General features: G+C 60.2%; 27 protein-coding genes and 1 pseudogene. 9 read left to right on the top strand and 19 right to left on the bottom strand.

Annotated elements, in window-relative coordinates:
* Positions 1-91 precede the first annotated feature (91 nt).
* The 3 genes from BLU28_RS11555 to BLU28_RS11545 all read left to right on the top strand — a co-directional run bounded on the left by BLU28_RS11555 (position 92) and on the right by BLU28_RS11545 (position 3,102).
* Complete coding sequence (locus BLU28_RS11555) at positions 92-1,195, top strand: LLM class flavin-dependent oxidoreductase (protein ID WP_004445361.1); 1,104 nt, start codon at positions 92-94, stop codon at positions 1,193-1,195.
* Positions 1,196-1,308: 113 nt separating this feature from the next.
* Complete coding sequence (locus BLU28_RS11550) at positions 1,309-2,490, top strand: acyl-CoA dehydrogenase family protein (protein WP_077985658.1); 1,182 nt, start codon at positions 1,309-1,311, stop codon at positions 2,488-2,490.
* A gap of 51 nt (positions 2,491-2,541) precedes the next feature.
* A complete protein-coding gene (locus BLU28_RS11545; protein ID WP_006698380.1) occupies positions 2,542-3,102 on the top strand; it encodes an NAD(P)H-dependent oxidoreductase in 561 nt (186 codons plus the stop codon).
* 362 nt (positions 3,103-3,464) lie between these two features.
* Here BLU28_RS11545 and BLU28_RS11540 read toward each other — a convergent pair whose 3' ends face one another.
* Complete coding sequence (locus tag BLU28_RS11540; protein ID WP_077985659.1) at positions 3,465-4,238, bottom strand: SDR family oxidoreductase; 774 nt, start codon at positions 4,236-4,238, stop codon at positions 3,465-3,467.
* Between the two features lie 87 nt (positions 4,239-4,325).
* Between BLU28_RS11540 and BLU28_RS11535 the strand changes: the two genes are divergently transcribed.
* The gene (locus BLU28_RS11535) at positions 4,326-4,943 is read left to right on the top strand and encodes a TetR/AcrR family transcriptional regulator (RefSeq protein ID WP_077985660.1); all 618 of its coding nucleotides are present in this window, start codon (positions 4,326-4,328) and stop codon (positions 4,941-4,943) included.
* A 115-nt stretch (positions 4,944-5,058) separates the two neighbouring features.
* Here the strand turns inward: BLU28_RS11535 and BLU28_RS11530 are convergent, their stop codons facing one another.
* Positions 5,059-5,511 carry a hypothetical protein gene (locus tag BLU28_RS11530; RefSeq protein ID WP_004445368.1) on the bottom strand — a complete coding sequence of 151 codons (453 nt, stop codon included), beginning with the start codon at positions 5,509-5,511 and terminating at the stop codon, positions 5,059-5,061.
* Between the two features lie 468 nt (positions 5,512-5,979).
* On the opposite strand from BLU28_RS11530, the gene BLU28_RS11525 reads away from it, so the two are divergent.
* Entirely contained in the window at positions 5,980-6,711 is a 732-nt protein-coding gene (locus tag BLU28_RS11525) for a DUF72 domain-containing protein (protein WP_411462474.1), read from the top strand.
* A gap of 51 nt (positions 6,712-6,762) precedes the next feature.
* Here BLU28_RS11525 and BLU28_RS11520 read toward each other — a convergent pair whose 3' ends face one another.
* The 3 genes from BLU28_RS11520 to BLU28_RS11515 form a co-directional block, all read right to left on the bottom strand.
* Complete coding sequence (locus tag BLU28_RS11520; RefSeq protein ID WP_077985662.1) at positions 6,763-7,062, bottom strand: hypothetical protein; 300 nt, start codon at positions 7,060-7,062, stop codon at positions 6,763-6,765.
* Positions 7,063-7,118: 56 nt separating this feature from the next.
* Complete coding sequence (locus BLU28_RS26785; protein ID WP_267889671.1) at positions 7,119-7,253, bottom strand: hypothetical protein; 135 nt, start codon at positions 7,251-7,253, stop codon at positions 7,119-7,121.
* A gap of 272 nt (positions 7,254-7,525) precedes the next feature.
* On the bottom strand, positions 7,526-8,956 hold the full coding sequence (locus BLU28_RS11515; protein ID WP_077985895.1) for an NAD-dependent succinate-semialdehyde dehydrogenase: 1,431 nt from the start codon (positions 8,954-8,956) through the stop codon (positions 7,526-7,528).
* Between the two features lie 165 nt (positions 8,957-9,121).
* Here BLU28_RS11515 and BLU28_RS11510 point away from each other — a divergent pair, with 165 nt between their 5' ends.
* A complete protein-coding gene (locus BLU28_RS11510; RefSeq protein ID WP_139190400.1) occupies positions 9,122-9,469 on the top strand; it encodes a hypothetical protein in 348 nt (115 codons plus the stop codon).
* Positions 9,470-9,499: 30 nt separating this feature from the next.
* Here BLU28_RS11510 and BLU28_RS11505 read toward each other — a convergent pair whose 3' ends face one another.
* The gene (locus BLU28_RS11505; RefSeq protein ID WP_234794403.1) at positions 9,500-10,012 is read right to left on the bottom strand and encodes a calcium-binding protein; all 513 of its coding nucleotides are present in this window, start codon (positions 10,010-10,012) and stop codon (positions 9,500-9,502) included.
* A gap of 63 nt (positions 10,013-10,075) precedes the next feature.
* On the opposite strand from BLU28_RS11505, the pseudogene BLU28_RS26590 reads away from it, so the two are divergent.
* Positions 10,076-10,240, top strand: a pseudogene (locus BLU28_RS26590) (LysR substrate-binding domain-containing protein); the annotation flags it as partial.
* A 62-nt stretch (positions 10,241-10,302) separates the two neighbouring features.
* Entirely contained in the window at positions 10,303-10,461 is a 159-nt protein-coding gene (locus tag BLU28_RS26585) for a hypothetical protein (RefSeq protein ID WP_234794409.1), read from the top strand.
* A gap of 68 nt (positions 10,462-10,529) precedes the next feature.
* Here BLU28_RS26585 and BLU28_RS11495 read toward each other — a convergent pair whose 3' ends face one another.
* The 11 genes from BLU28_RS11495 to BLU28_RS11445 all read right to left on the bottom strand — a co-directional run bounded on the left by BLU28_RS11495 (position 10,530) and on the right by BLU28_RS11445 (position 22,119).
* Complete coding sequence (locus BLU28_RS11495; RefSeq protein WP_004445382.1) at positions 10,530-10,925, bottom strand: c-type cytochrome; 396 nt, start codon at positions 10,923-10,925, stop codon at positions 10,530-10,532.
* A gap of 67 nt (positions 10,926-10,992) precedes the next feature.
* Complete coding sequence (locus BLU28_RS11490; protein WP_006698388.1) at positions 10,993-11,553, bottom strand: gluconate 2-dehydrogenase subunit 3 family protein; 561 nt, start codon at positions 11,551-11,553, stop codon at positions 10,993-10,995.
* Positions 11,553-13,238 carry a GMC oxidoreductase gene (locus BLU28_RS11485; RefSeq protein ID WP_077985664.1) on the bottom strand — a complete coding sequence of 562 codons (1,686 nt, stop codon included), beginning with the start codon at positions 13,236-13,238 and terminating at the stop codon, positions 11,553-11,555. The genes BLU28_RS11490 and BLU28_RS11485 overlap by 1 nt, the downstream gene beginning before the upstream one ends.
* Before the next feature lie 149 nt (positions 13,239-13,387).
* On the bottom strand, positions 13,388-14,242 hold the full coding sequence (locus BLU28_RS11480; protein WP_022562840.1) for a sugar phosphate isomerase/epimerase family protein: 855 nt from the start codon (positions 14,240-14,242) through the stop codon (positions 13,388-13,390).
* 99 nt (positions 14,243-14,341) lie between these two features.
* Positions 14,342-15,511 carry a Gfo/Idh/MocA family protein gene (locus BLU28_RS11475; protein WP_022562841.1) on the bottom strand — a complete coding sequence of 390 codons (1,170 nt, stop codon included), beginning with the start codon at positions 15,509-15,511 and terminating at the stop codon, positions 14,342-14,344.
* Positions 15,512-15,522: 11 nt separating this feature from the next.
* Positions 15,523-16,572 carry a sugar phosphate isomerase/epimerase family protein gene (locus tag BLU28_RS11470; RefSeq protein WP_022562842.1) on the bottom strand — a complete coding sequence of 350 codons (1,050 nt, stop codon included), beginning with the start codon at positions 16,570-16,572 and terminating at the stop codon, positions 15,523-15,525.
* A gap of 33 nt (positions 16,573-16,605) precedes the next feature.
* On the bottom strand, positions 16,606-17,586 hold the full coding sequence (locus BLU28_RS11465; protein ID WP_077985665.1) for a LacI family DNA-binding transcriptional regulator: 981 nt from the start codon (positions 17,584-17,586) through the stop codon (positions 16,606-16,608).
* A gap of 3 nt (positions 17,587-17,589) precedes the next feature.
* Positions 17,590-18,558, bottom strand: a complete 969-nt coding sequence (locus BLU28_RS11460) for an ABC transporter permease (protein ID WP_077985666.1) — start codon at positions 18,556-18,558, stop codon at positions 17,590-17,592.
* A 1-nt stretch (position 18,559) separates the two neighbouring features.
* On the bottom strand, positions 18,560-19,504 hold the full coding sequence (locus BLU28_RS11455; protein ID WP_022562845.1) for an ABC transporter permease: 945 nt from the start codon (positions 19,502-19,504) through the stop codon (positions 18,560-18,562).
* Positions 19,501-20,994: a sugar ABC transporter ATP-binding protein gene (locus tag BLU28_RS11450; RefSeq protein WP_022562846.1), complete on the bottom strand. Its 1,494-nt coding sequence runs from the start codon at positions 20,992-20,994 to the stop codon at positions 19,501-19,503. Before BLU28_RS11450 ends, BLU28_RS11455 begins: the two co-directional genes overlap by 4 nt.
* A gap of 102 nt (positions 20,995-21,096) precedes the next feature.
* Entirely contained in the window at positions 21,097-22,119 is a 1,023-nt protein-coding gene (locus tag BLU28_RS11445) for a substrate-binding domain-containing protein (protein WP_022562847.1), read from the bottom strand.
* 289 nt (positions 22,120-22,408) lie between these two features.
* Here BLU28_RS11445 and BLU28_RS11440 point away from each other — a divergent pair, with 289 nt between their 5' ends.
* Entirely contained in the window at positions 22,409-22,804 is a 396-nt protein-coding gene (locus BLU28_RS11440) for a (R)-mandelonitrile lyase (RefSeq protein WP_022562848.1), read from the top strand.
* Between the two features lie 86 nt (positions 22,805-22,890).
* Here BLU28_RS11440 and purU read toward each other — a convergent pair whose 3' ends face one another.
* Both purU and soxG read right to left on the bottom strand, forming a co-directional pair.
* The gene (gene purU, locus BLU28_RS11435) at positions 22,891-23,775 is read right to left on the bottom strand and encodes a formyltetrahydrofolate deformylase (RefSeq protein WP_022562849.1); all 885 of its coding nucleotides are present in this window, start codon (positions 23,773-23,775) and stop codon (positions 22,891-22,893) included.
* A 54-nt stretch (positions 23,776-23,829) separates the two neighbouring features.
* Positions 23,830-24,384 carry a sarcosine oxidase subunit gamma family protein gene (gene soxG, locus BLU28_RS11430; RefSeq protein WP_022562850.1) on the bottom strand — a complete coding sequence of 185 codons (555 nt, stop codon included), beginning with the start codon at positions 24,382-24,384 and terminating at the stop codon, positions 23,830-23,832.
* Positions 24,385-24,397 lie beyond the last annotated feature (13 nt).

The following is a 24,397-nucleotide window of genomic DNA, read 5'->3' as shown; positions in this document are numbered from 1 at the left end:
CATTTTCCATAGAAATAGAAAGACCTGTCTTCCTCATATGCCACGTCGGCTTTAGCTTTCACTCGACATTTAGAAACAGCAAGGAGCTCCCATGGCTGCGGAATTCATCAGCGTCAGCTTTCCCAACGCATCCAATGATCTGAACCCCATCCCTGATGCTCCGGTCGATCCGCTGTTTCTGGAACGTTACGCGCGTGCACTGGATGACTACGGGTTCAACTACACGCTCATTCCCTATTCCTCCTCTTCGTTCGATCCCTTCACGCTGGGTGCGACGGTGCTTGCGCACACGAAGAACATCAAGATCATTGTCGCGCTCCGCCCCAACACGGTTTATCCCACGGTTGCGGCCAAGTCCCTCGCCACACTCGACCAGTTGAGCGGCGGGCGCGTGGTCGTCCACTTCATCGCGGGCGGGAGCGACGAGGAGCAGGCACGCGAAGGCGATTTCCTCAACAAGGAAGAGCGTTACGAGCGTCAGGAAGAATATATCCGCATTCTTCGCCTTGCATGGGCTTCGACGGAGCCGTTCGATTTCGAAGGCAAATATTACCAGTTCAAGCAGTTCCGCAGCGCCGTGCGTCCGACCAATGGCCTTATCCCGATTTCGCTCGGCGGCTCTTCGGATGCTGCTTATCGTATCGGCGGCTCCCTTTGCGACATTTTCGGCCTCTGGGGCGAACCGCTGGCTGAAACAAAACAGCAGATTGACCGTATCTACGCCGAAGCCGCAAAAGCCGGACGCACCGACCGCCCGCGGATCTGGGTTACATTCCGGCCGATCGTCGCCGAAACGGATGAACTGGCCTGGGAAAAGGCGCACAGGGTTCTCGACCGTCTGAACGAGAACCGCCAGAAGGGCCTGTCTCGTGCCCCGGTCAATGCAGCGCCTCCTGCCAATATCGGGTCCCAGCGTCTGCTGGATATCGCCAAGCGCGGCGACGTCCATGACCGCGCGCTCTGGTATCCGACCGTTACCGCCACCAATGCCAGCGGCGCGACGACCGCCCTGGTCGGGTCGCCGCGCACGATCGCCGACTCCATTCTCGACTATATCGACCTCGGCGCCGATCTGATTTCGATCCGTGGATACGACAACTATAATGATGCCGTAGACTACGGACGATACATCCTGCCCCTCGTCCGCGAGGGTATTCGCGAACGCGAAGAGGCGAAGAAGAAGGCAGCCGCCTGATCACGGCAGTCCGACCACGCCGTCGGACCGATCCACCTCTCTTCCAAGACCGGGATCATCCACCCCTGCGACGGATGATCCCGCCTGCCGACCATGAGAAAGCCGCTATCCGCATGTCCTATGACCCCACCGCACTCGACGCAGCCGCGCGCGTCCTTTCCGAAGCCGCACCGGATGCGGATCAGACCGGTCAGTTTCCCTGGACCGGTATTCGCGCCGTTCATAAGGCTGGACTTCTCGAAAGCACGGTGGCCACGCGTTATGGCGGACCGGGAGGAACCTTGAGCACCGCAGCCCATATTCTGGCGGCGCTCGGGCGAGGCGATCCTTCTGTAGCGCTTATCAGCGCAATGACGATTTTTACACATCTCGGGCAGGCCACGAAAGGCCATTGGCCGGACGGTCTCTATAGGGAACTTCTTTCACAGGCAAAGCAGCAGCCGCTTCTTCTGAACGCCGCGCGTGTGGAACCAGAGCTGGGGTCGCCGGCCCGCGGCGGATTGCCGGCCACGCGTGCGCACCGGACGGCAAATGGCTGGTCGATCACGGGCCGCAAGCGCTTCGTAACGGGTGCCTATGGCCTCACCCATTTTCTCGTCTGGGCACATACCGATGAGGTTCAGCCGCGGGTCGGCACCTTCGTTGTCCCCAACGGTCTGCCCGGCATCAAGATTATCGAGAACTGGAAAAGCCTCGGCATGCGGGCGACCGGTTCGCACGATGTCGAGTACATCGAAGTTGAAATCCCGGCAGAAAATGTGCTGGAGCTCGTTGATCCCTCGGTCGCCCAGCAGGATAATCGCGGCCACGCGGCAATGACGCTTGCACTCACTGCCATCTATCTGGGCGCGGCCGAAGCCGCCCAAGAAGCGTTCATCCGCTTCGCGCATGAGCGCGTGCCGGCTAATCTTGGCCGCCCGATTGCGCAAACGGAACGTTTCGTTGAACTCTCGGGTGAAATCGACCTTCTGGTTGCCGGCGCCCGCCAGATCATCTTTGGCGCGCTCGCAAACCATATTGGCGATGCCGAACACCTGATAAGGGCCCGCCTTCTCGCCGGGAGGCAAATCCGCGACGCTGTCCAGCTGGCGGTCCGCGGCATCGGCAACCCGGGTCTCAATGCCGATCTCGGGCTCGAGCGTCATTTCCGGGATATCCAGTCAGTCCTCGTCCATGCACCTCAGGAAGACACGTCCGTCGCCATTCTCGGACGCGCCGCCTTTGAGAAGTGGAAGACCGGCGAGAATGATCGATCGGCACATCCGGCCGGGCTGTCAATTCTCAAGACGGCCTAGGGCGCGCAGACAGAAACCGCATTTATGCAGGATCACCCGAAAGAAAGTTCAATGAGCAACAATCTGATCGTCGGTTTCTCCGGCAACACATCGCGGCCATCAAGCACAAAGCGCTTCGTCGAAAGCGTCAGCGAGGCGCTGGCCGGCCAACTGGGCCTGCAACATCAGGTTTTCGACGTTGAGGATCTCGGCCCCTCCCTAAGCTCGGCACGATCCGTAGCGGACCTGGAAGGCAGCGCGCAGCAGGTCGTTCAGACCATCATCGACGCTGAAGCTCTGGTGATCGGTTCACCGACTTACAAGGGAAGCTATACCGGCCTCTTCAAACACGTCATCGATCTTCTCGATCCCGCCGACCTCAGGGGCAAACCTGTGATCTTGACCGCGACAGGCGGCGGAGACCGGCACTCGCTTGTGGTGGAACACCAACTCAGGCCGCTATTTGCCTTTTTCGAAGCCTTCGTGACGCCGACCGCAATCTACACCTCCGGTCGGGATTACGTGGAAGGGCAGGTTTCTCCCGTGGTGAACGCCCGGGTAAATCAGGCAATCGCAGAAGCCGCGCTTCTCGTCAAAGCTCGTTTCGGAAACGTAACAATCGCGGCAGAATAATTTAGAGGTGGACGGCTTTTGCCAAGGCAGTCTGCAGGCGCGACAGAACACTATCGGAATTTGGCTGAACCCGCCGCGACAGCGCCGGTGGCTTTGCCTTGGGCTGCATCCCGCTCGATGGTCGTGCAAAGCGTTTAGACGGCGTGCCGGCAGGATCAATCTGCAGGGATCGGCGCGTCACATGTCCGCGACCACGCGTTTGCGCGTAGCTCGGCGGCACCGCACAAGGGGATAACGACGCCACGGACACGCGTAGCGCCCGTGGATGTGATGATAAACGACAAGCAAGCTGAACTTAATCAGACTCTCCTCGTGGGCTGCTTCTGCTTGAACAGCTTTAGCTAAAGCAAGAGCAACGTACCCTAGATGCGGGCGCCGCCCGTTGCATCGATCATCTGGCCCGTCGTCCAGCGGGCATCGCTGGATGCGAGGAAGGTAATCACGTCGGCGATATCCTCCGCCTTTCCGACGCGCGAGAATACAGAGAGGGCTTCGGCGCCAGCGCGCGCTTCCGGAGACGACAGCCACTCTGCATTCATGTCGGTTTCCGTGACACCCGGCAGCACGGCATTGACCGTGATACCGCGCGTGGCAAACTCCGGTGCCAGCGCCAATGTCAACGTTTCCAGCGCGCCCTTGGACGCGGCGTAAGCGGGATGAGTCGGCGCTGCGATCCGCGTAAACCCGGTCGACACGTTGATAATACGGCCGTTTTCACGGATGTGATCGGCCACGGCCTGGATCAGGAAAAACGGCGCCTTGTAGTTGATCGTCATCACCTCATCGAACGCGGCTTCGCTCGTCTGCTTCAATGGCAGTGCGGGCGCGATACCGGCATTGTTCACGAGAATGTCGAGAGCGGTCGAGCCCGTCTCGACATGCGCTGCTTCGCTGAACTGCGCCCACAGGCTGTCGGCCGCGTCCTTGCCCTGTCTGAGATCGGCCTTCACGGCGACGGCCTTGACGCCGAGCCCTTCGATCTCGTGCACCGTGGCATTGGCCGCATCCGCGTTGGCGGCATAATGCACGCCAATCAGCGCGGCACCCTCCCTGGCAAAGGCAAGGGCAACCGCCCGGCCGATCCCGCGTGAACCTCCAGTGATAAGGGCTGTCTTGTCTGCAAGTCGTCTGGACATTGATCACTCCGTTGCCAAAATAAATAGTGACCCCTACAATAAGGAGCGAAACACATCTGTCAACAATTTAATAGGGATCACTATTTTATGGAGACACCAGTCCGCAGACGAGGCAGACCCCGCCTGCTCGATCGCGACGTTGGGCTCGACATCGCGGCGCGGCTGTTTTGGGAGCGCGGCTACGAAGGAACCTCGACCGCCGATCTGACGAAAGCGATGGGCATCAATCCACCGACGCTCTATTCGATGTTCGGATCGAAGGAGGAGTTGTACCGCCAGGCGCTGGATTTCAGCATTGCTCGTGAAAACAGCCGTCGATCCGATATATTGCAGTCCGATCTGCCGCTTTACGAAGCTCTGAGGCTTTACCTCTACGATATTGCCGACGGAGACACCCAGCCGGACAAGCCGCGCGGATGCATGGTCTCCACGGCCGTCCTGCAGCATGCGGAAGAAAATGCATCCGTAGCGCGTCTGACGGCAAGATTGCGCGAGGCATCAATGCAGGCCCTCAAGACCCGCTTCGACCGTGCAGTCGACGAAGGGGAACTGCCGGCGGGAACCGATACCGACACGCTTGCCCGCTTTTATGGTGCAATCATCCAGGGCATGTCCGCCCAAGCCTGCGACGGCGCCTGCAACGCCTTGCTGAAGCGGCTGATCGACCTTGCTCTCGCAGCTTGGCCCGGAACGCGTATCCCCTGACGGGGGGCAGGCCCGCCGGGTGAGCTGACGATCATATCGTTACCCAGATCGGAGCTGATAACTGAAAGCCCGCGGCAGAACGGAAAATTCCGCAGCCCTTCGGGTCGGCACGTTCTCAGATCTGCACTGGCTTGATGGTGTCTATACGGACATCGCCGTCCATCACCCCTCGCGTCAGACCCTGTCGACCGTGTTCCACTTCGATCACCGTATAGAGTTTTTCATCTCTAAAGGCGCTTGCATTCAACGTCGACACGTCTTCAGCGGGAAGGGCGTCGATCTCCATGAAATCGAGTTCCGCACCTGCAGCGACAATCCGTGCATCACCCGCCGTCCGCGCTGCGACGACCACGGTTCCGTGGGCAGGCGCATTCTGCCAGCGTGGGTCGTCCGGCGCCGCAACAGGTTCAAGGCGATAAACATTGAGGGTTTCGCCGGCGGCCGTTCCGCGCGCTATCTCGGTGGCATCGTCAAACTGAGCCTGGCTTTCAAGCGAGTAGCCGAACCGATTGTCGGTCGTACCCGTGTTTTCGGCGTAATCGCCATCCGTGGATTTTGAGTTAGACATGATATCTCCTCTCTTTTCCGCCTTGACCCTTGGTACAAACCGCGGACCTTGTCGAAGTGTTCCAAGCCCGGTCGGAACTCAGCCATTAGCCAACTGGCAGCAGCGGAAATTTCAATCATCGGTCAGTCTCGGCTCCCGGGTCATTGTCCGGTTTCATCGCTACTTTCATGGGAAGACGCAGACGCCAACATCCGACGCTGTGTAACGGGAATACTATTCGAGCACCCGGATCCGTCTCGATGCTGCAACCGGCTATTTACCAGCAAGCGACGCTGAAAAGAGCCGGCTGGACCCCCAACCGAATCACCGTCGCGGAACCTTGTCAGCCGACGAGGTTTTAAGACGAACTTGGCTGGAGCAAATTCTTGAGCTGAAGTCGAGCTTTAAAGAGTTGAACTGGATCCGGTGAGGTGAAGGAGACACGATTTGCCAATCATTGCCACTGCGGCCTGGTCCATCCCGAGAAAGGTGGCCGACCGGTTCCCGGCCGAGGGGAGCGGCCTTCAACGTTACGCCTCGGTCTTTGATGGAGTCGAAATCAACTCCACATTCTACCGTCGGCACAAGGCGTCCACCTTCGCGCGGTGGGCTGAATCAGTGCCCGACACCTTCCGTTTCTCTGCAAAGATGCCCAAAGAGATTTCGCATAGGCGCAGAATGAACGATATAGCCGAGCCGTTTGAAACTTTCATAGAAGACCTTGCGCCACTGGGTCGAAAGCGTGGACCGCTTCTGTGTCAGCTTCCGCCATCGCTTGCCTTTGATATCCGGACGTCAGACAGGGCGTTCGAGGCGATGCGTGGGTCTGATAACGGGCAGATTGTCATCGAAGCCCGGCACGAGAGCTGGGCGTCGCAGGAAGCGGTTGATTTGCTGAAAACATACAAGATTGACCGCGTTTTCGCCGATCCGGCGCTCGTGTGGCCTGCGGAAACCTTCAACGAACGCCCGCGATATGTTCGCCTGCACGGAAAACCAAAGATCTATTATTCCACTTATAGCGACGATGAGATCAGGCACTTTTGCGAACTCGTTGCGCTTGACGGTTGGTGCGTCTTCGACAACACCGCCTCAGGCGCTGCAATCGAGAATGCTCTGAGCATGACATCCATACCCGCACGCGATCCTGCGCAGGGCATCAGGATGATGCAGGTGCACTTGCGATATCAGTTCCGCGGACGAGGCAGGGGGCGGCCTTAATGCTTGATCATACCCCGCGGCGTTCCCGCAAATTCACTGCAATTCCACCCATCATATTCCGGATCCAAAAAGCTCGCGGTCATCATCCCCTTCCCAGGGAGATGGCGCCGAGAGCCCACCGATATTCGCCGCCGGAACCGGCATCCAGCACTTCAGCTCCGGTTCCGCATATTCAATTATCCGACCCGGTGAGGAGTCTGAAGCTCGCCAGCCTTCTGCTCCGAGCCGATCGCCATTGGACCAATAAACAAGATCCACCTGTGCCGGGCCTTGCTCCGACGAGCGGATCGTCACGAGAATCCGGGTACCGTCTTTCGGTGCGCTTGTCATGTGACGCCACGGCTGGTCCATTTTTGCTCTCCCTTGCCAATGCCCCAAGTTTTGCCTCGCCGCGAGAGGCGGTCAATTCAAACTTTTTGAAACTCACACAATGCAAACGCTTCGCTTCCAGCCCCGGCGGCAATACGCCTGTGACAATCTTCCGCGAACGGGAAAAAGCGCATCGCGAGCGGGCCAGCGATCATGTTTGAAGAGGTCGTCATCTCCTGCCCTTCCTTCGCGACACGGGAGTGGCCCGAGAGCCATGTCGGCACGCCTAGCGGCAAAGGCTAACGTGCGGATGACGGAGACCTGAAAAATCGTAAACGCGCCATAGGGATTTCCCATGGCGGCCATCGGTTTCGTAAAGGGCTGCTGCTTCACCAGCCCACCCTGCGTTTCTCGTTGATGAACGACAGGCTGATCGCAGCCAGCGTCGCTGGCGCATAAATGTTACTGAGGGCGATGATCCACGGGAACCCGTGACGGCCGGCCGCTATATGCCGCCCATGCAGAGATATTTCATTTCAAGATAATCCTCCATGCCGTGGCGCGAGCCTTCGCGGCCGATGCCGGATTGTTTGACACCACCGAAAGGAGCTGCTTCCGACGACATGCGGCCGGTATTGATACCGACCATGCCATATTCCAGGGCTTCGGCAACACGCCAAACGCGCTTGAGATTGGAGGCGTAGAAATAGGCAGCCAGACCGTAGATCGTGTCATTGGCTTCACGCACAACCTGCTCCGCATCGTCGAAACGGATGATCGGCGCTAAAGGTCCGAAAGTCTCTTCCTGCGCCACCCGCATCGCGCTGGTGACGCCGGTGAGGACCGTTGGTTCGAAAAAGGTTCCGCCATTGCCGACACGCTTGCCGCCGCACCTTATTGAGCCGCCTCTTGCGCTGGCGTCGGCCAGATGTGCCTCGATCTTGTCGATGGCGTGGCTGTCGATCATCGGACCGATGGTCACCTCGGGATCGAAGCCGTCGCCAACCTTCAATTCTGCCACCCGCGCAACGAATTTTTCCGAAAACTCATCGTGAACCGCCGACTGGACATAGATGCGGTTGGCCGAAACACAGGTTTGGCCGCCATTGCGGAATTTCGCCTGAATGGCGCCTTCCACGGCTTCATCAATATCGGCATCGTCAAAAACGATGAAGGGTGCATTGCCGCCCAATTCGAGGTTGAGCTTCTTTATCTGCGGCGCGCATTGGCTCATCAGCAGCCGCCCGACTTCGGTTGAGCCGGTGAAGCTGATCTTGCGTATCCTGGCATTGGTGCACAATTCCGCACCGACATCGGCGCCCTGACTGGCATAGATAAGGTTAAGCGCCCCTTCCGGAAAACCGGCAAGCCGCGCGAGCACGAACATTGCCCCTGCCACCAGCGGCGTCTGTTCCGCTGGTTTCAATACGATGGCACAGCCGGCGGCAAGTGCGGGCGAAATCTTCCGGGCGACCATGGATGCAGGGAAATTCCACGGCGTGATGGTGCCGACCACGCCCACCGGCTGCTTGATAACCAGCATCCGCCGATCGTTGGAAGGGGCGGAAATCGTTTCGCCATAGATGCGGTTCGCCTCCTCGGCATACCATTGCACGTAAGCAGCGGCATGGGCGACTTCGGATTTTGCCTCCGTCAGCGGTTTACCCATTTCTGCCGTCAGGATCGTTGCGAGATCGTCCGAATGGAGAACAATCAGTTGGTGCCAGCGGCGCATCACCGCGCTCTTATCCTTGGCCGGCAGGCTCTGCCACACGCCTTGTGCTTCAGCCGCGCGGTCGATCGCGTCCCGGGTTTCCAAGGGCCCCATATCCGGCAGCCGCGCGAGCAGCGCACCGGTCGAAGGATTTAAAACATCGAATTCCGCGCCCGACCAAGCCTTGCCGCCGAGAGCGATGCCTGCGAGATCGGAAAACAGATCCGGCCGGGCAAGCCTGCCGAGGAGAACAGGATAAAGCGACAAGGACGGTTCCCCCTTTGACACGACAACCCGAGCACGCCGACAAGCCGCTATTTCAGCGAATGACCGTCGGCTGACGGGCACCGGCACAGGTGGTAGCGCCGCACCGGAAAAACGTCAATCTTGCGCGTGCATTTGCGACAATCGATCAAGAAAATTCATGAGTCATCACACGCATCGGCGATGAAAACCGCCCTCCCCTACATCGATTATGATTTGAGATATCCAACGGCAGCTGGTTCGACGCTGGCCATCCAACAGGTCGCCGTCCGAATATGGGCGATCCCGTCCAGCGCCAGCGCCGGTCAGCACGTCCGCTGCAGCAATATTGGCGACAGCGTGCTCTCCGGCCCCCGGGGGGCCAATGACGAAGACGTTTTCTTACTTCGTCTTTGCCGACAGGGTGGGCCACTCCTGCCAGGCTCCCTCAAGCACAAACCCGCCGAAATCGGCGGGTTTGGCGCGATTTGAAGGGCACCCGGATGGATGCGCCCTTGTGGTTTACGCGAAGCGGAAGTCGTCGATGACGAATTGCTCGGTCTTCACACCATCGAAGGTAATCGTCGACCCGTCCTTGAAGGCGATCTCGGCACCGTGGTCGCCATCCGTGAAGACCCCGGAGGCGATAAACGCCTGGTAATCCGCAAAGACGTCCTTCGAGAGTTCGACGACATCCTTGCCGTCGGCGCCGGCCTGGAAGTCCGTCACCACATCCCGGCCGCTGCCGGCCGCGAAAACGAAGGTATCCGCACCACTGCCACCGGTCAGCACATCGTTGCCCGCCCCGCCGATCAGCGTGTCGTCGCCCGATCCGCCGCTCAACTGGTCGTTGCCAGCACCACCGTGAAGAACATCATTGCCGGCGCCGCCCATCAGCACGTCGTTACCGGCGCCGCCCTCGACGATGTCGTTGCCGTCACCAGCAACCACACGGTCGTTGCCAGCGCCCGCATCCACCATGTCGTTGCCGGCACCGGCCAGCAGCGTGTCGTTGCCGTCACCACCCGCCAGCATGTCTTTTCCATTACCGCCCGTGCACCTGATGATCCGCGCCTCTATGGCGTCAAATTCCTCAGCATGCGGCTTGGCCTGTGCGTGCCCGTCTTTCACCCGCTGGCGGCGCGGGAGAGCGTCTTCGTGGCAGAGCTTGAAGGCCTGTCCTTCGTCATGCGAGAGCGGGGATCGCGCACCCGCGAAATCTTCGAAAAGAACCTTGCCGATCACGGTATCTCCATCCAGCCCGTCATAGAAATCTCCTCCCGCGAGGGCGTGCGAGAAGCCATCGCCAACGGGGTGGATGCGGCGTGGTGGCCGATCTGGAATTCGGTCACGACGCGCGCCTTTCCTTCGTGCCGCTCTGCGATGCCACCGAACTCATCGATGAATATGCGATCTGCCTTGCCGAAAGACGACATCTGCCGCTGGTGCGAAGATTCATCGAGGAAGCGGGGCGGGTTCTATGACATTGGCCGTCCTCTCCCGGCAGCAGCCGGAAGGAGGATCAGCCTATCCTCCCCCGCCTCGGCCGCCATCACTCTGCAGGTTTCGAAGCCGCGCTTTCGATATAGGCAATGAGATTGTCCAGATCTTCCGGCTTGCTGATGCCGGCCAGCGCCATCTTGTTCCCAGGGATTTTCTTTTTGGGCGCGCTCAGGAATGCCCGCAATTCTTCCGGCGTCCAGACGAGGCCTTCCTCGCCCGCTTTTTTCATCGCGGCCGAGTAAGTATAGTCCGGCACGCCGCCCGCCGCGCGGCCGATAATCCCGTTAAGCTGCGGGCCGACCCTGTTTTTAGCGCCCTCACCGATGGCGTGACAGGCGGAACACCGCTTGAAGACCGCCTCGCCCTTGGCAACATCGCCCTCCGAAAAAGCAGGAATGGCGCTTGCGGCAAACATTGCCGCCGCGATGATTGTTATTTTGCGCATCGTGTCATCCTTGTCTTGCCGCTTGAGTACGACCCGTCCGCGGAAGCAGACGGGTCGGCGATTTTCTTCAGGTCGTGCCCCAGGCAGGCGTGCCCTTCTTGTAGGGAACGCGATCCTCGAAGCCACCGGGAATCTCGTCATAGACGAGAACTTCCGTGGCGCCGATCTTCGAGGTGAAGAAACCAAGCAGTGTCAGCTGCTTGACCAGCGTGAAAGCATGCGGTTTTGCCGGCGACTGTTCCGCTTTGGCCTGTTTGTCCAGCACAGAAAGCAGCGCCTGGCGCTGTTCGGCGGTCAAAGCCACAAAGGCCTTCCCGTGTTCGGCCTGACTGCGTTTCTCGATGTCGGAAATGGCCGAAAGGAAGAGTGTCCGCTGTTCGTCAGTGTAGCAATCGGCCGCATAGACGGCCATGAATGCACCGACTTCCGCGTCCTTCGCGCCCGGCGTGGAGGTGCGCGGAATGATGGTTTCCGCCACCTCGTCCAGAAAGCGGATTTCCTCGGGGGTAAAGACATGGGCACCCCCGGCGGGCCTGGCAGCGTTTTCGGCGGCTGTCAGGATATCCGCACCGATCAGCGGCAGGCCGGTCGCAACGGCTATGAGTTTCAGCAGTTCGCGTCTGTTCATCACAGGTTCCCCTTCTTCAATTCGGAAACGGCGAAATCGGCCGCACGCGCCGTCAGCGCCATATAGGTCAAGGACGGGTTGACGCAGGAGGCCGAAGTCATGCAGGCGCCATCGGTGACGAAGACGTTCTGCGCATCCCAGACCTGGTTGTTGCCGTTAAGGACAGAGGTTTTCGGGTCGCGTCCCATGCGGGCCGTTCCCATTTCGTGAATGCCCATGCCCGGTGCATAGCTGCCACGACTGGGCTTGACGTTCTTGATGCCGACCGCCTCGAACATCTCGACGGCGTCATTGACCATGTCTTCGCGCATGTCGAGTTCGTTCTGCTTCATCTCGACATTCATGGAAAGGACCGGCAGGCCCCACTTGTCCTTCTTCTCATGATCCAGCTTCACGCGGTTCTCATGATAGGGCAGCATTTCACCGAAGGCGGTCATGCCGATGGTCCAGCCGCCCGGCTCGGTCAGTGCTTCCTTGTAATCGGCGCCGATATTCAGTTCCGCGATCTCCCGCTCCCAGCGCGACCGGCTGGCGGAGCCCTGATAACCGAAACCGCGCAGATATTTGCGCTTGTCGTCACCGGTATTGCGGAACCGGGGAATGTAGAATCCCGCCGGACGGCGGCCCTTGAAGTAGAAGTCCTCGAAACCTTCCACCTGGCCGGTGGCGCCCATGCGGAAATGGTGATCCATAACATTATGGCCGAGTTCGCCGGAGCTGCTGCCAAGCCCGCCTTCCCAGACATCGGCGGCCGAGTTCATCAGCACCCAGGTCGAGTTCAACGTCGATGCGTTCAGGAAGATGATGTCGGCGGTATATTCATAGGTCAGGTTTGTCTCGGCATCGATGATCTCGACGCCGCGCGCCTTCTTCTTGTCCCTATCATACAGGATTTCCTTGACGATGGAGAAGGGACGAAGCGTGAGATTTCCCGTAGCGACCGCTGCCGGCAGGGTGGATGCCTGCGTACTGAAATAGCCGCCGAAAGGACAGCCCAGCCTGCATTTGTTGCGGAACTGACAGCGCGTGCGTTCCTGATCGGGAAGTTCCTGGGTGATGTTGGCGCAGCGCGAATTGATGAGGTGGCGCGTGCCCTTGAACGCCTTCTTCAGCCGGCTTGCGACATCCTGCTCCACGAAATTGAGAGGAATGGGCGGCAGGAATTCCCCGTCAGGAAGGATGTCCAATCCCTCGCGGCTGCCTGAAATGCCGGCGAAGCGCTCGACGTAGTCATACCAGGGGGACACGTCCTCATAACGGATCGGCCAGTCAACGGCGATGCCTTCTTTTGCATTGGCCTCGAAATCGGTCTGCGACCAGCGATAGGTCTGGCGTCCCCACAGCAGCGAGCGGCCGCCGACATGATAACCGCGGAACCAGTCGAACCGCTTTTCCTCGACATAGGGCGTTTCCTGCTCATCGGCCCACATGCCAAGCGTCGCCTCTTCCAGCAGATAATCGCGGCTGAGAACGGGATATTTCGCCTTCATTTCCTGCGTGGCGCGGTTGCGATGGGGGTAGTCCCAGGCTTCCTTGTCGGCATTCTGATAGTCGGTGACGTGTTCGATATTGCGGCCACGCTCCAGCATCAGAACCTTCAGGCCCTTCTGCGTGAGTTCCTTTGCGGCCCAGCCTCCACTGATGCCCGAGCCGACAACAATCGCATCATAATGATTGTTTGCCATGATAACTCCTCCGATGTGAGCTTGGAAAAAACGACAGGGCAAAGCGCTTCCCGTCGCGGCGCGGCGGAAAATGGACATGCGTCTGTCGAACCTCATGCTCCCCGCCGAAACCGGCCGCCGGGGAGCGGTTCTGGTTTTACTGGCAGCGTTTACTGAATGGTCGGCAGGTGTTCGTTGAGGAACGCGTTGCCCTTGGTTACGACCGCTTCGGCATCGAGCGGAAGGTCGTGCTCGAGGATGAACCATTTTGCGCCGGCATGTTTGGCCGCCGGCAGGATCGTCTTCCAGTCAAGCGTGCCGGTGCCGAGTATGGCGAAGCCGCGTTCGTTTTCCGCCGTCCCCGCCGGTGCATTGTCCTTGGCGTGGATGGCAAAAACCTTGCCCGTCAAGGTACCGAGGAATTCTGCGGGATCATTGCCGCTGCGCGCCACCCAGGCGACGTCGACTTCGGCCTGCAGTTTCGGGCCGGCGGCGTCGAGCAACAGTTCCAGCGCCGTCTTGCCGTCGAACTTGGCCATTTCAAAGTCGTGGTTGTGATAGGCCATGGAAAGGCCCGCAGCGGACAGCTTGTCCGCATAGCCACCCAGTTCCTTGCCGAAGGCGGTCCAGCCAGCGGCGTCCTTCGGTCGGTCTTCCGGCTTCAGGAAAGGTACGGTCACGACAGGGTTGCCGACAGCCTTCTGTTCGGTGATGACCTCGTCGAGATTGCCGCGCAGCTTGTCGATCGGCACATGCGAGGAAATGACCTTGATCTTGTGCTTTTCGAGAAGCGTGTTCAATTCGCTGGCGCTGACCTTCTGCATGTCCACTGTTTCCACCGCGGAAACGCCCGCGCGGTTGAGGATCGTCAGCTGCTCCTCCAGCGTTCCGGAATTGCGCAGCGTATACATCTGCGCGGCAATCGGCAGGGTCTTGCTGTCATCGGCAAAAACCGGATTTGCGAAACCGGCCGCCAATGCTGCGACGACTGCCATGCCTGCGAATTTTGACTTGAACGTTTTCAAACGCGTAACTCCCTTTCCGTTTGATCAATATGACGACACGTGTCCTTTGCCGGGCACCGCCTTCGGCACCCTGTGTCGTCTCCTCCGATAGGCTGCGACCTAGATATCGATATTGATCCAGGTCGAGGTCTGGCTGGAGCGAACGGCGGCATCGATGAATGCGAGACCCGCAAGGCCGTCCTCCATGCCGGGGTAAATCACCTCCCCGGCGGCTGCTTTTCCCTCCCTTTTGGCAATGATTGCATCTGCGGCTTCGCGGTAGATCGTCGCGAAACCCTCGAGGTATCCTTCCGGGTGCCCCGATGGCACGCGGCTGACACGGTTGGCCGCGGCTCCTGCGCCTGCGCCGTTGCGGGTTATGAGCCGCTTCGGCTCGCCGTAAGGGGTGAACCACAGCTCATCCGGCACGCGGTGGTGCCATTCAAGCCCGCCCTTTTCGCCGTAGACCCGCAGCGACAGCGCGTTTTCATTGCCGACTGCGATCTGGCTTGCCCAAAGCATGCCCTTGGCGCCGCTTTCGTAACGCAAAAGAATATTGGCGCTGTCATCCAGCTGCCGGCCCGGCACGAAAGAGGTCAGGTCGGCATAAAGACTCTTCGGGATTTCACCGGTAACGAAGGCGGCAGCGTTGAAGGCGTGGGTGCCGATATCGCCGATGGCCCCGCCCGCGCCGGAGCGGCTGGGATCGGTGCGCCATTCCGCCCCCTTCGCACCGGTCTTCTCAACCGCCTCGGTCAGCCAGTCCTGGGCATATTCGGCCTGAACGTGGCGCAGCTTGCCAATGGCTCCATCAGCCACCATCTGCCGCATCTGCCGCAGCATGGCGTAGCCGGTGTAATTATGCGTCAGGACAAACAGGCTGTCCGACGCCCTGACGATCTCGGCCAGCGCCTTTGCTTCCTCAAGTGTCGCGGTCACAGGCTTGTCGCAGATGACGTGAATACCGGCCTCGAGAAAGGCCTTTGAGGGCGCAAAATGGAGGTGATTGGGCGTCACGATGGCGACTGCCTCGATACCGTCGTCTCGACCGGCCTCTGCCGCAGCCATCTCCTCGAATGAGGCATAGGAACGCTCCGGCGCGATGCCGAGCAGGGTTGCCGAAGCGGCCGCACGCGCGGGATCGGAGGAAAGCGCTCCGGCCACGAGCTCGTAACGGTCATCCAGCCGGGCCGCTATGCGGTGCACCGCACCGATAAAGGCGCCCTGACCGCCGCCGACCATTCCGAGACGGATACGGCGGCTGTCGAATTTTTTTGGTGCGGAAGACATGGCTATCCCTTTCAGAGGCCGAGAAGGCGACGATTGGCGGCATCATCGACGCCGCTCTTGGCGAAATCGTCGAAGGCCCGCTCGGTCACACGGATAATGTGGTTTTCAATGAAGGCGACGCCTTCGCGCGCGCCGTCTTCCGGGTGCTTCAGCGCACACTCCCATTCCAGAACCGCCCAGCCATCGAAATCATATTGGGTGAGCTTCGAGAAAACCGCGCCGAAATCGACATGCCCGTCGCCCAGCGAACGGAAACGGCCCGGCCGATCGACCCAGCTTTGATACCCGCCATAAACGCCGGAACGGCCGGTTGGATTGAACTCGGCATCCTTGACGTGGAAGGCGCGGATACGCTCGTGGTAGATATCGATGAAGCCGAGATAATCCATCGCCTGCAGCACGAAATGCGAGGGATCGTAGAGGATGTTGGCGCGCGCGTGGTCGCCGGTGGCTTCGAGAAATCGCTCAAAGGTGACGCCGTCATGCAGGTCCTCACCCGGATGCAGCTCGTAGCAGAGATCCACGCCATTTTCCTCGAAGGCATCGAGAATGGGTGTCCAGCGCTTGCCGAGCTCGGCAAAGGCCATTTCGACAAGGCCCGCCGGGCGCTGCGGCCACGGATAAACGAACGGCCAGGCGAGCGCGCCGGAGAAGGTCGCATGGCTCTTGAGGCCGAGATGCCGCGACGCCTTCGCTGCGCATATCAGCTGATTGACCGCCCATTCCTGCCGCGCCTGCGGCTTTCCGCGCAGTTCGGCCGGAGCGAAACCGTCGAACATCTCGTCATAGGCGGGATGAACGGCAACGAGCTGGCCCTGAATATGCGTCGAAAGCTCGGTGATCTCGACACCGATCTCGACCAGACGGCCCTTGATCTCGTCGCAATAGTCCTTGGATTCCGCAGCCTTTTCCAGATCGAAGAGCTTGGGGTCGGTCGGCACCTGGATGCCCTTGTAGCCGAGCGAAGCCGCCCATTGGCCGAGATTGTCGAGCGTATCGAAAGGGGCCTCGTTTCCGGCGAATTGCGCGAGGAAAATCGCCGGGCCTTTGATCGTCTTCATGTCCTTACACTCCTTGCATTCACAGTCTGGCCGCTACCGGTGCGGCGGTCGGCACGGCGCGACCGAGCCGCGCACCACCAGTTCCGTATCCAGCACGATGGTCTCGGCGGTGCGTTTGCCATTCAGCCTGTCCACCATCAGCGCCATGGCCCTTCGGCCCATTTCCTGCCGGGGCTGACGCACCGTCGTCAGCGGCGGCTCAAAGGCATTGGCGAAGATGATATCGTCGAAGCCGATGACGGAGACGTCACCCGGGACCGACAGACCCCTGCCCCGCAACTCGCTGATCGCGCCAATCGCCATCTGGTCGCTCGATGCGAAGATCGCGGTAAAGACAATGCCGCCTTCGAGAAGGCCCGCAATCGCCTGCCGGCCGGCCTCAATGCTGTAATCACCCGTCACCACCAGTTCGTCGGCATAAGCTATGCCGGCCTCCGCAAGTGCCGCGCGGTAACCATCGAAACGTTCCTGCGCCAGACTTTCCGGTACGGGACCGGCCAGATGCACGATCCTTTCATGTCCCGCTTCCATGAGGTGACGCACGGCGTTCATCGATGCGGCGCGGTTGTCCACCTTGACGGTCGGCGGCAGCGCATCGCCCTGATCGAGAAGCTCGGACGGGAACTGCCCGGTCATCAGGATGAGGCCGTCGGCATGTTTCTGCCGTACCATATCGATGTGGGTCGCCACACGGTGCTCGTCATTGCGGGCATCGCCCATAAGCACCTTGAAGCCCGCTTCGCCCGCCGCTTCCTCAACACCCTTGTAGATTTCGAGATAGAAGGGGTTGCCGATATCGCGCACGAGAAGGATGACGGTGTTGTTGGATTGGCGGCGGAAACTGGCCGCCTGCGCATTGGGAACGAAGTTCGCCTGCCGAACGGCATCGAAAACCTTCTTGCGGGTTTCCGGGCGAACCTTGTCGGGTTGCTGCAGCGCGCGCGATACTGTCGCGATGGAGACACCCGCGAGAGCTGCAACTTCCCTGATATTCGAACCGTGTTCTTTGCTCATCTGTCACACACGCAACTGCTTTTGGCGGCCATAAAGCAGCATCAGCGCTAGCAACGTGACACCGAATATGATCTGCCGTGCCCATACATCGAGGTTGAGCGTTATCAGTACGCTTTGCAGAATGGTGAGCGCAACTGCGCCGGCCATGGTTCCGACATATCCGCCAGCCCCGCCGGCCAGCGAGGTGCCGCCAATGACCACTGCGATGATCGACGGAAGCACATACTGGTCGCCGACAGAGATGAAGGACGTGCCGGTATAGCCGATGACGCAAACCCCGGTCAGGCCAGCGAACAGGCCGGAAAGGCCATAAAGCAGCGTGCGGATCAGCGGAACAGGAAGACCTACCAGCGTCGCCGCCCGCTCGTTGGAGCCGATGGCGTAAATGGCGAAGCCGAAAGCCGTGCGGCGCAGGACGAAGAGCATGATCGCGGCGATGCCCAGCCAGACGAAGAGTACACCGGGAATGCCGAAGATGAGGGGACGGTTGATGAAGCCTGCGAGCAGCGGAGCCGCCGCACCTGACGGAACGCCCTGCGAATAAACCACCAGCCCGCCCTGGATGACCGCCGTCATGCCGAGCGTCATTACCAGCGGCGGAATGCGCACGAAGGTGATGCCGAGACCGTTGATGAGGCCGATCAGGAACGGAATGCCGCCCGCAACCAGAATGGCAAGAGGAATACCGGCATTCTGGGCGTTCATCATATTGCCGGCAAGCACCGCGCCGAGCGAGATCATCGCGCCGACGGAAAGGTCAATGCCTTCGCGTCCGCCGAGGATGACGAGATTCTGGCCCGCCGCTACGATACCGAGAATGGCGGCAATCGTCAGCAGCCGCACGATCTGCGATCCCTGTGCGAAGCCGGGCGACAACAATTCGCCGAAAAGCAGCAGGAAAGCCGATGCGCAGATGGCGATGGTCAGGGGATCGGTGAGAAGGGTTTTGAGTTGCAAGCCGGGATTGGTCATATCAACGCCTCGTCACCAGAACGCCACCGGCCAGAGCCGTCAGCACGATCAGACCCTGCACCAGTGTCTGGTACTCGAAGGGCAGGCCCGCAAAGAAGATCACATTGCCGATCATGCCCAGCACCAGCGCGCCCGCGATCGACCCGGTCGAACTGCCGAAACCGCCGGAAAGCGCCGTACCGCCCAAGACCACCGCAGAGATGGAAGATAGCGCCAGACTTGCGCCGAGAAGCGGATCGCCCGAGGCCGTCTCACCCGTCAGGCAGAGCGCCGCCAGCGCGGAGAAAAGACCAGAGATCATGTAAGCGCCGATACGGATGCCGGAGAGGCGTAGCCCCGTCTGGAAGGCGCCGGTGCGATTGCCACCCACCGCAAGCAGATGCGTGTGAAAAGGAATACGCGACACGATAAGCGTGAAGGCGATGCCGGCAATCAGCACCCAAAGCACGAAGGGCAGGCCGACGAAGCTGCCGGAATAGGTCTGCCAATAGGCCTCCGGCACCGGCAGGCCCGCCTGCGGCAGAACCCAGATCGCCATCCCGGCAAAGATGATACCTGTCGCGAAGGTGGTCACGATCGGCTGGAAACGCAGGCCCGAAATGAAGAGGCCGTTGACCAGGCCGCAGAGTAGCCCAACGGTTACACCCGCTGCCATGCCGGCGAAGACAGCGCCAGTCGTGCCGCCAAGAGCAGCAATGACGCTGACGGTGACGACATTGGCGAGCGCCACGATGCTGCCAACCGACAAATCTATATCGCCCGCCAGAATGACATAGGTCTGGCCGATGGCGACCAGGATCAGCGGCAAAAACGTCGTCAGGTTCGATTGCAGCACGGAGGGCTGAACGAAGGATGGCTGCAAAAACGTGTTCACGGCAACGAGAACGGCCAGAACGACGAGGGTGATGATCCAGGGTTGCCTGCGCAGAACGCCTTGGGAATTCATGCGGCGTCTCCATAGGCGGCGCGGGTCATGTTGACGGATGTCATGTCGGCTCCGGTCAGTTCCGCAGAGATGCGTCCGCCGTTGAACACAAGAATGCGGTCGGCATATTCGAGGATTTCCGCATCTTCCGAGGAATAAAGAAGGATGGTCGCGCCGGCATCGGCCTGCTGACGCATCAGCGCAAAAAGATCGGCCTTGGCGCCGAGATCGATACCCTTGGTCGGATCATCCAGCAGAAGCAGTTTCGGCGCTGTGGCGAGCCAGCGGGAAATGAAGATCTTCTGCTGATTGCCGCCGGAAAGCGTGCCGATCGCCATATCCAGGCCGGCAAACTTCGTCTTCATATCATCCGCGACCTTTTGCACCCGCGGCTTCAGCGTGGCGGGTCGGACCAGCCGCATCTTTTCGCGCACCATCAGGGCCGCGACGAGATTTTCGAAGATCGAGCGCCCCTGAAGGGAAGCGTCACGCCCGCGGTCGCCAGAGACATAGGCAAAACCGCTGTGAACCGCGTGCGATGGCTTGCCGATGGTAATTTCACGGCCATCGAACCATGTCTGGCCCGTCGCAAAGGGCGTCGCGCCGAACAGCCCCTTCAAAAGCGCCGACTGTCCCTGCCCCTGCAGGCCGGCCAGACCGACGATTTCACCCGGATAGGCTTCAAGACTGACACCGCGCACGCCTTCGCCTGTAACATCCGTCACCTTGAGGCTGGGAGTTGCGGCAGCGCGTCCCTGCTGGCGGGCAGGTGCTGCGCGGACATCGCCGACCATATCGTGCACCACAGCTTCACGCGTGGTTGCCGCCGTATCGAGCTCCGAAATCGTTGCGCCGTTTCGCATCACGGTAATGCGGTCGCAGACGGCAAAAACCTCGTCGAGACGGTGGGAAATCATGATGGTCGAGACACCATCCGCCTTCTTAGCCCGGAGTATCTCAAAAAAGCGCTGGGACTGGCGACCATCGAGCGCTGCCGTAGCCTCATCCATAATCATGAGGCTGGCATTCTGGGCAAAGACCTTGAGGATTTCGACGAGCTGGCGCTGATCGGGCGGCAGAGTGCCAACGATCGCATCCGGCTCCAGTCCTTCGCCGGCCACGCCGTCAAACAGGGCGATCAGCCCTGCCGTCTCGGCTTTCAGCACCTTACGGTCAACAAAAATGCCACGTTTCGGCTCCCGGCCGAGAAAGATGTTATCGGCAACCGAAAGCTGCGGAACAAGGCTGAGTTCCTGGTAAAACAGCGCAATACCGGCGTCTTCGGCGTCACGCGGGCTCTTGAAGCGCACATCTTCGCCCTTGAATTTGATCGTGCCGCTTGTCGGCGCCACCGCGCCAGCAACGATTTTGCAGAGCGTGCTCTTGCCGCAGCCATTGGCGCCCAGCAGCGCGTGAATTTCACCGCGACCAACAGTCAGCCTGCCGTCGGAAAGCGCACGTACGGCGCCAAAATTCTTCGTTATGCCGGCCGCTTCCAAAGCGTTCGCCATCGCATGCCCCCGAATAATGCTTGTCACAGGCGGCCAGCCGACGCGCGGTCCGCACTCGAAATTCCGGTTCGGGCCGGCGCTTCCGCCGGCCCGGGACGGGTCTTATTTAAAGAACTCGCCGGCCTGTTCCGGCGTCACGGTCGCCGTGACGGACCAGTAACCGGGCTTGCCTTCTGCAGCCTTGATATTGTCCGCAAGGTTTTCGTTGCTGACGAAGGGGATCGGAATATAGATGGCGTTGCCATAGGTGCCGCCAAAGATACCGTCCTTGAATTCCTTGCCCTGAAGCTTCAGGACAGCGACATTGAGCGCACTGGCCATCACGCCGGGCGGATTGACCGAGGCGCCGGAGTTGAATCTTTCCTTTTCCCAGCGGGTCATGAAGTCCTTGCGGATTTCACCGGTCGCAGCAATGTCCTTCGTCTTGCCGGCGGCTTCGATGGCGCGCCACGCGCCGTCGGCCATGCCGTCCTGCACCCAGACACCGCTGATGTCGGGATAAGTGGCAAGCAGGTTCTGCATGGCCTGCTGCCCCTGCGCCTGATCCCAGCTCGCATTGGCTTCGTTCAGCACCTTGATGTCAGGATATTTCTTGAACACTTCGCGATAACCGGCGACGCGGGCTTCGTTTGCCGGATTGCCCGCGATACCGTTGATGGCGACGACGCTTCCCTTGCCCTTCAGCGCATCCGCCAGCCATTGCGCCGATTGCGCGGCCCATGCCTTCTGGTCGATGCCGACATAAATCGCATCCTTGGAGGACACTTCGGCGTCGGTTGCGATAACGAGGATGTTGCGCGCCTTGGCCTGCGCGAAGATTGGATCGAAGGCGGTCGGGCTGCCGGGATTGATGAGGATCGCATCAACGCCCTGGTTCATGAAATTGCGGATATGACCGATCTGCCCCTGCACGTCGACATTGCCGCTCTGGACGACAACCTCGACCTTGACGCCCTTTTCGCCCCACGCCTTCGCGGCAGCCTGAGCTTCCTCGATCATCTGCGTGCGCCATTCGCTGCCGACGAAAGAATTGGAAAGACCGATCTTGAAACTCTGTTCCTGCGCGTGCACGGACGTGCCCGCCGCCAGCACCATCGCGGCAGCAGCCAACAAATGTCTAAACATGAAAACTTGCTCCTCCAAGCAACGGATATCGACTATGAAACCGTTTACATCAGCGAATGTAACCGTTTTCATAAGTGAGTCAATCCCGAGATTGATTTTTGTCGAGCGGTCTGAAAAGGTCCCGGAAGCGGCCGGCTCAACTCTCGGAAACACGCGAGAATGAAGCGCGTGGCGGAGACCGGCGGCAGGGCTTCACAGAATGCGGAAAGCGATGACCCCGCCCCGCCCTGTGGGCGACGGCAGGCCACGCGCTTCACGCCGGCCTGGAACATCAGTCAGGAGAATGACCATGGAAATATTGCGCGCAGGAACACGGGCATCGGCAAAAGGCCCCGCGGCCTGGTTCACGGGCACGGTCCGCATCGATCCGCTCTTCAACCCCTTCGATGCAGAGCGGGTGCAGGGCGCTCAGGTTACATTTGAACCCGGGGCGCGAACGGCATGGCACACCCATCCCCTCGGTCAGACGCTGATCGTGGTTTCCGGTCTCGGCCGGGCGCAGCGTGACGGTGGCCCGGTGGAGGAAATCCGCTCCGGTGATATCGTCTGGTTCGCACCGGGCGAGAGGCACTGGCACGGGGCCGCACCTGATGTGGCCATGACCCATATCGCGCTTCAGGAGGTCAAGGACGGCAAGGTGGTGGACTGGCTGGAACAGGTCACCGACGATGAGTATGACGGTTGACCCGGCACCGGACGAGGGCGGCTGCCGTTCAGCAGCCCGCGCCTGTTCAAGGGGATGGCGGAGCCGGGGCTACGGCAGCGCCGCGCTCAGCCCATCCGCTCCGAGACATATTCTCCCGGCGAGGCGGGGAAAACCACGGTCCTGTTGCCATTCAGGAAAACCCGGTGGTGGATATGGGCATGTATCGCGCGCGCCAACACCTGGCTCTCCACGTCGCGGCCGAGTGACACATAATCCATCGCGCTCTGTGCATGGGTTACCCGGATCGTGTCCTGCTCGATGATCGGCCCTTCATCGAGATCGGCGGTGACGTAGTGGGCGGTTGCTCCAATCAGCCGTACCCCGCGCTCATAGGCCTGCTTGTAGGGATTTGCGCCCTTGAATGATGGCAGGAAGGAATGGTGGATGTTGATGATGCGGCCCGACATTTCCTGGCACAGCCGGTCCGACAGAACCTGCATGTAACGGGCGAGAACGACGAGTTCCGCGCCAGTATCCTGCACCACCTGCAGGATTTCCGCTTCGGCTTCCGGTTTTGTCTCAGGCGTGACGCGGATATGATGAAACGGAATGTCGTCGTTCACGACCTGCTTCTGATAATCGAGATGATTGGATATCACCGCGACGATCTTCACCGGCAATGCGCCGATGCGGGAGCGATAAAGCAGATCGTTGAGGCAATGACCGAAGCGCGACACCATGATCACCACTCTGGTTTTGCGGGAAAGGTCGTGGATGTCGTATTGCATGTCGAAGTCGACGGCGACCGGACCAAAACCCTCGGCGAGAGCGTCCCGCTCCAGCCCCTGCTCCGAAACGAAGCTCAACCGCATGAAAAAACGGCCGGTTTCCTGATCGGTGAATTGCGAGCTGTCATTGATATTGCAGCCGGACAGCGCGAGATATCCGGATACGGCCGCAACGATGCCGCTGCGCGCCGGGCACGAGACTTTCATGACATAGGTGGTCAAATCCTGCTCCCCTTGGTGGATCAGCTCCTGGACGGTTGTGAAACTGCAACGCGTTCAGGCGGTTTCGGCGGCGAGCTCCCTGCAGCCGGTTTCAAGCAGATGGCCGAGATGCGACGCGAAACTGTTCCAGACATCCATGCGGAACCGGTGTTCAGCATCTCGCCAAAGCACCACGGTCACGCCGTCGAAAATCGTCCGGCGTCCCTCGCCAACGGCAATGGTGTCAATGTCCCGGGCGCAGCCCAGCGTCAGCAGTTCGGCGGCTTGCGGACCTTCGATCAACATCGTCACTTCACGGCCAGAAATGTCGACAAGGCTATGGGGATGGCCAGCATAAACGCCCGCACATGCGGCAATCGGCCGATCGATTTCGTCCATCGGCGCCACGATGGTCCACTCGTCGGGACCGAGGCGTAGAGCTTCAACGTGACCGGAAGCGGCACGGGCGCCGATCCGCTCAGGCAGGCTCAGGCCGAGGGCGGCATTGAGCGGCGCCAGATCGCCGCGCGCGCGCAGCGAAAACCGGGCTTGTGCGGCCGAGATGCTGACCCGTGCCGCTTTGCTTTCGGCAAGCACGCCGGAAACGGAGGAGGAAACGCGCATGTTCATTGTCGGCTCCGGG

This window comes from Agrobacterium pusense (assembly GCF_900102105.1).
In the GTDB taxonomy this organism is placed as follows: domain Bacteria; phylum Pseudomonadota; class Alphaproteobacteria; order Rhizobiales; family Rhizobiaceae; genus Agrobacterium; species Agrobacterium pusense.
Note: the sequence above shows the minus strand (reverse complement) of the source record. Positions and strands in the feature narration are given on the sequence as shown.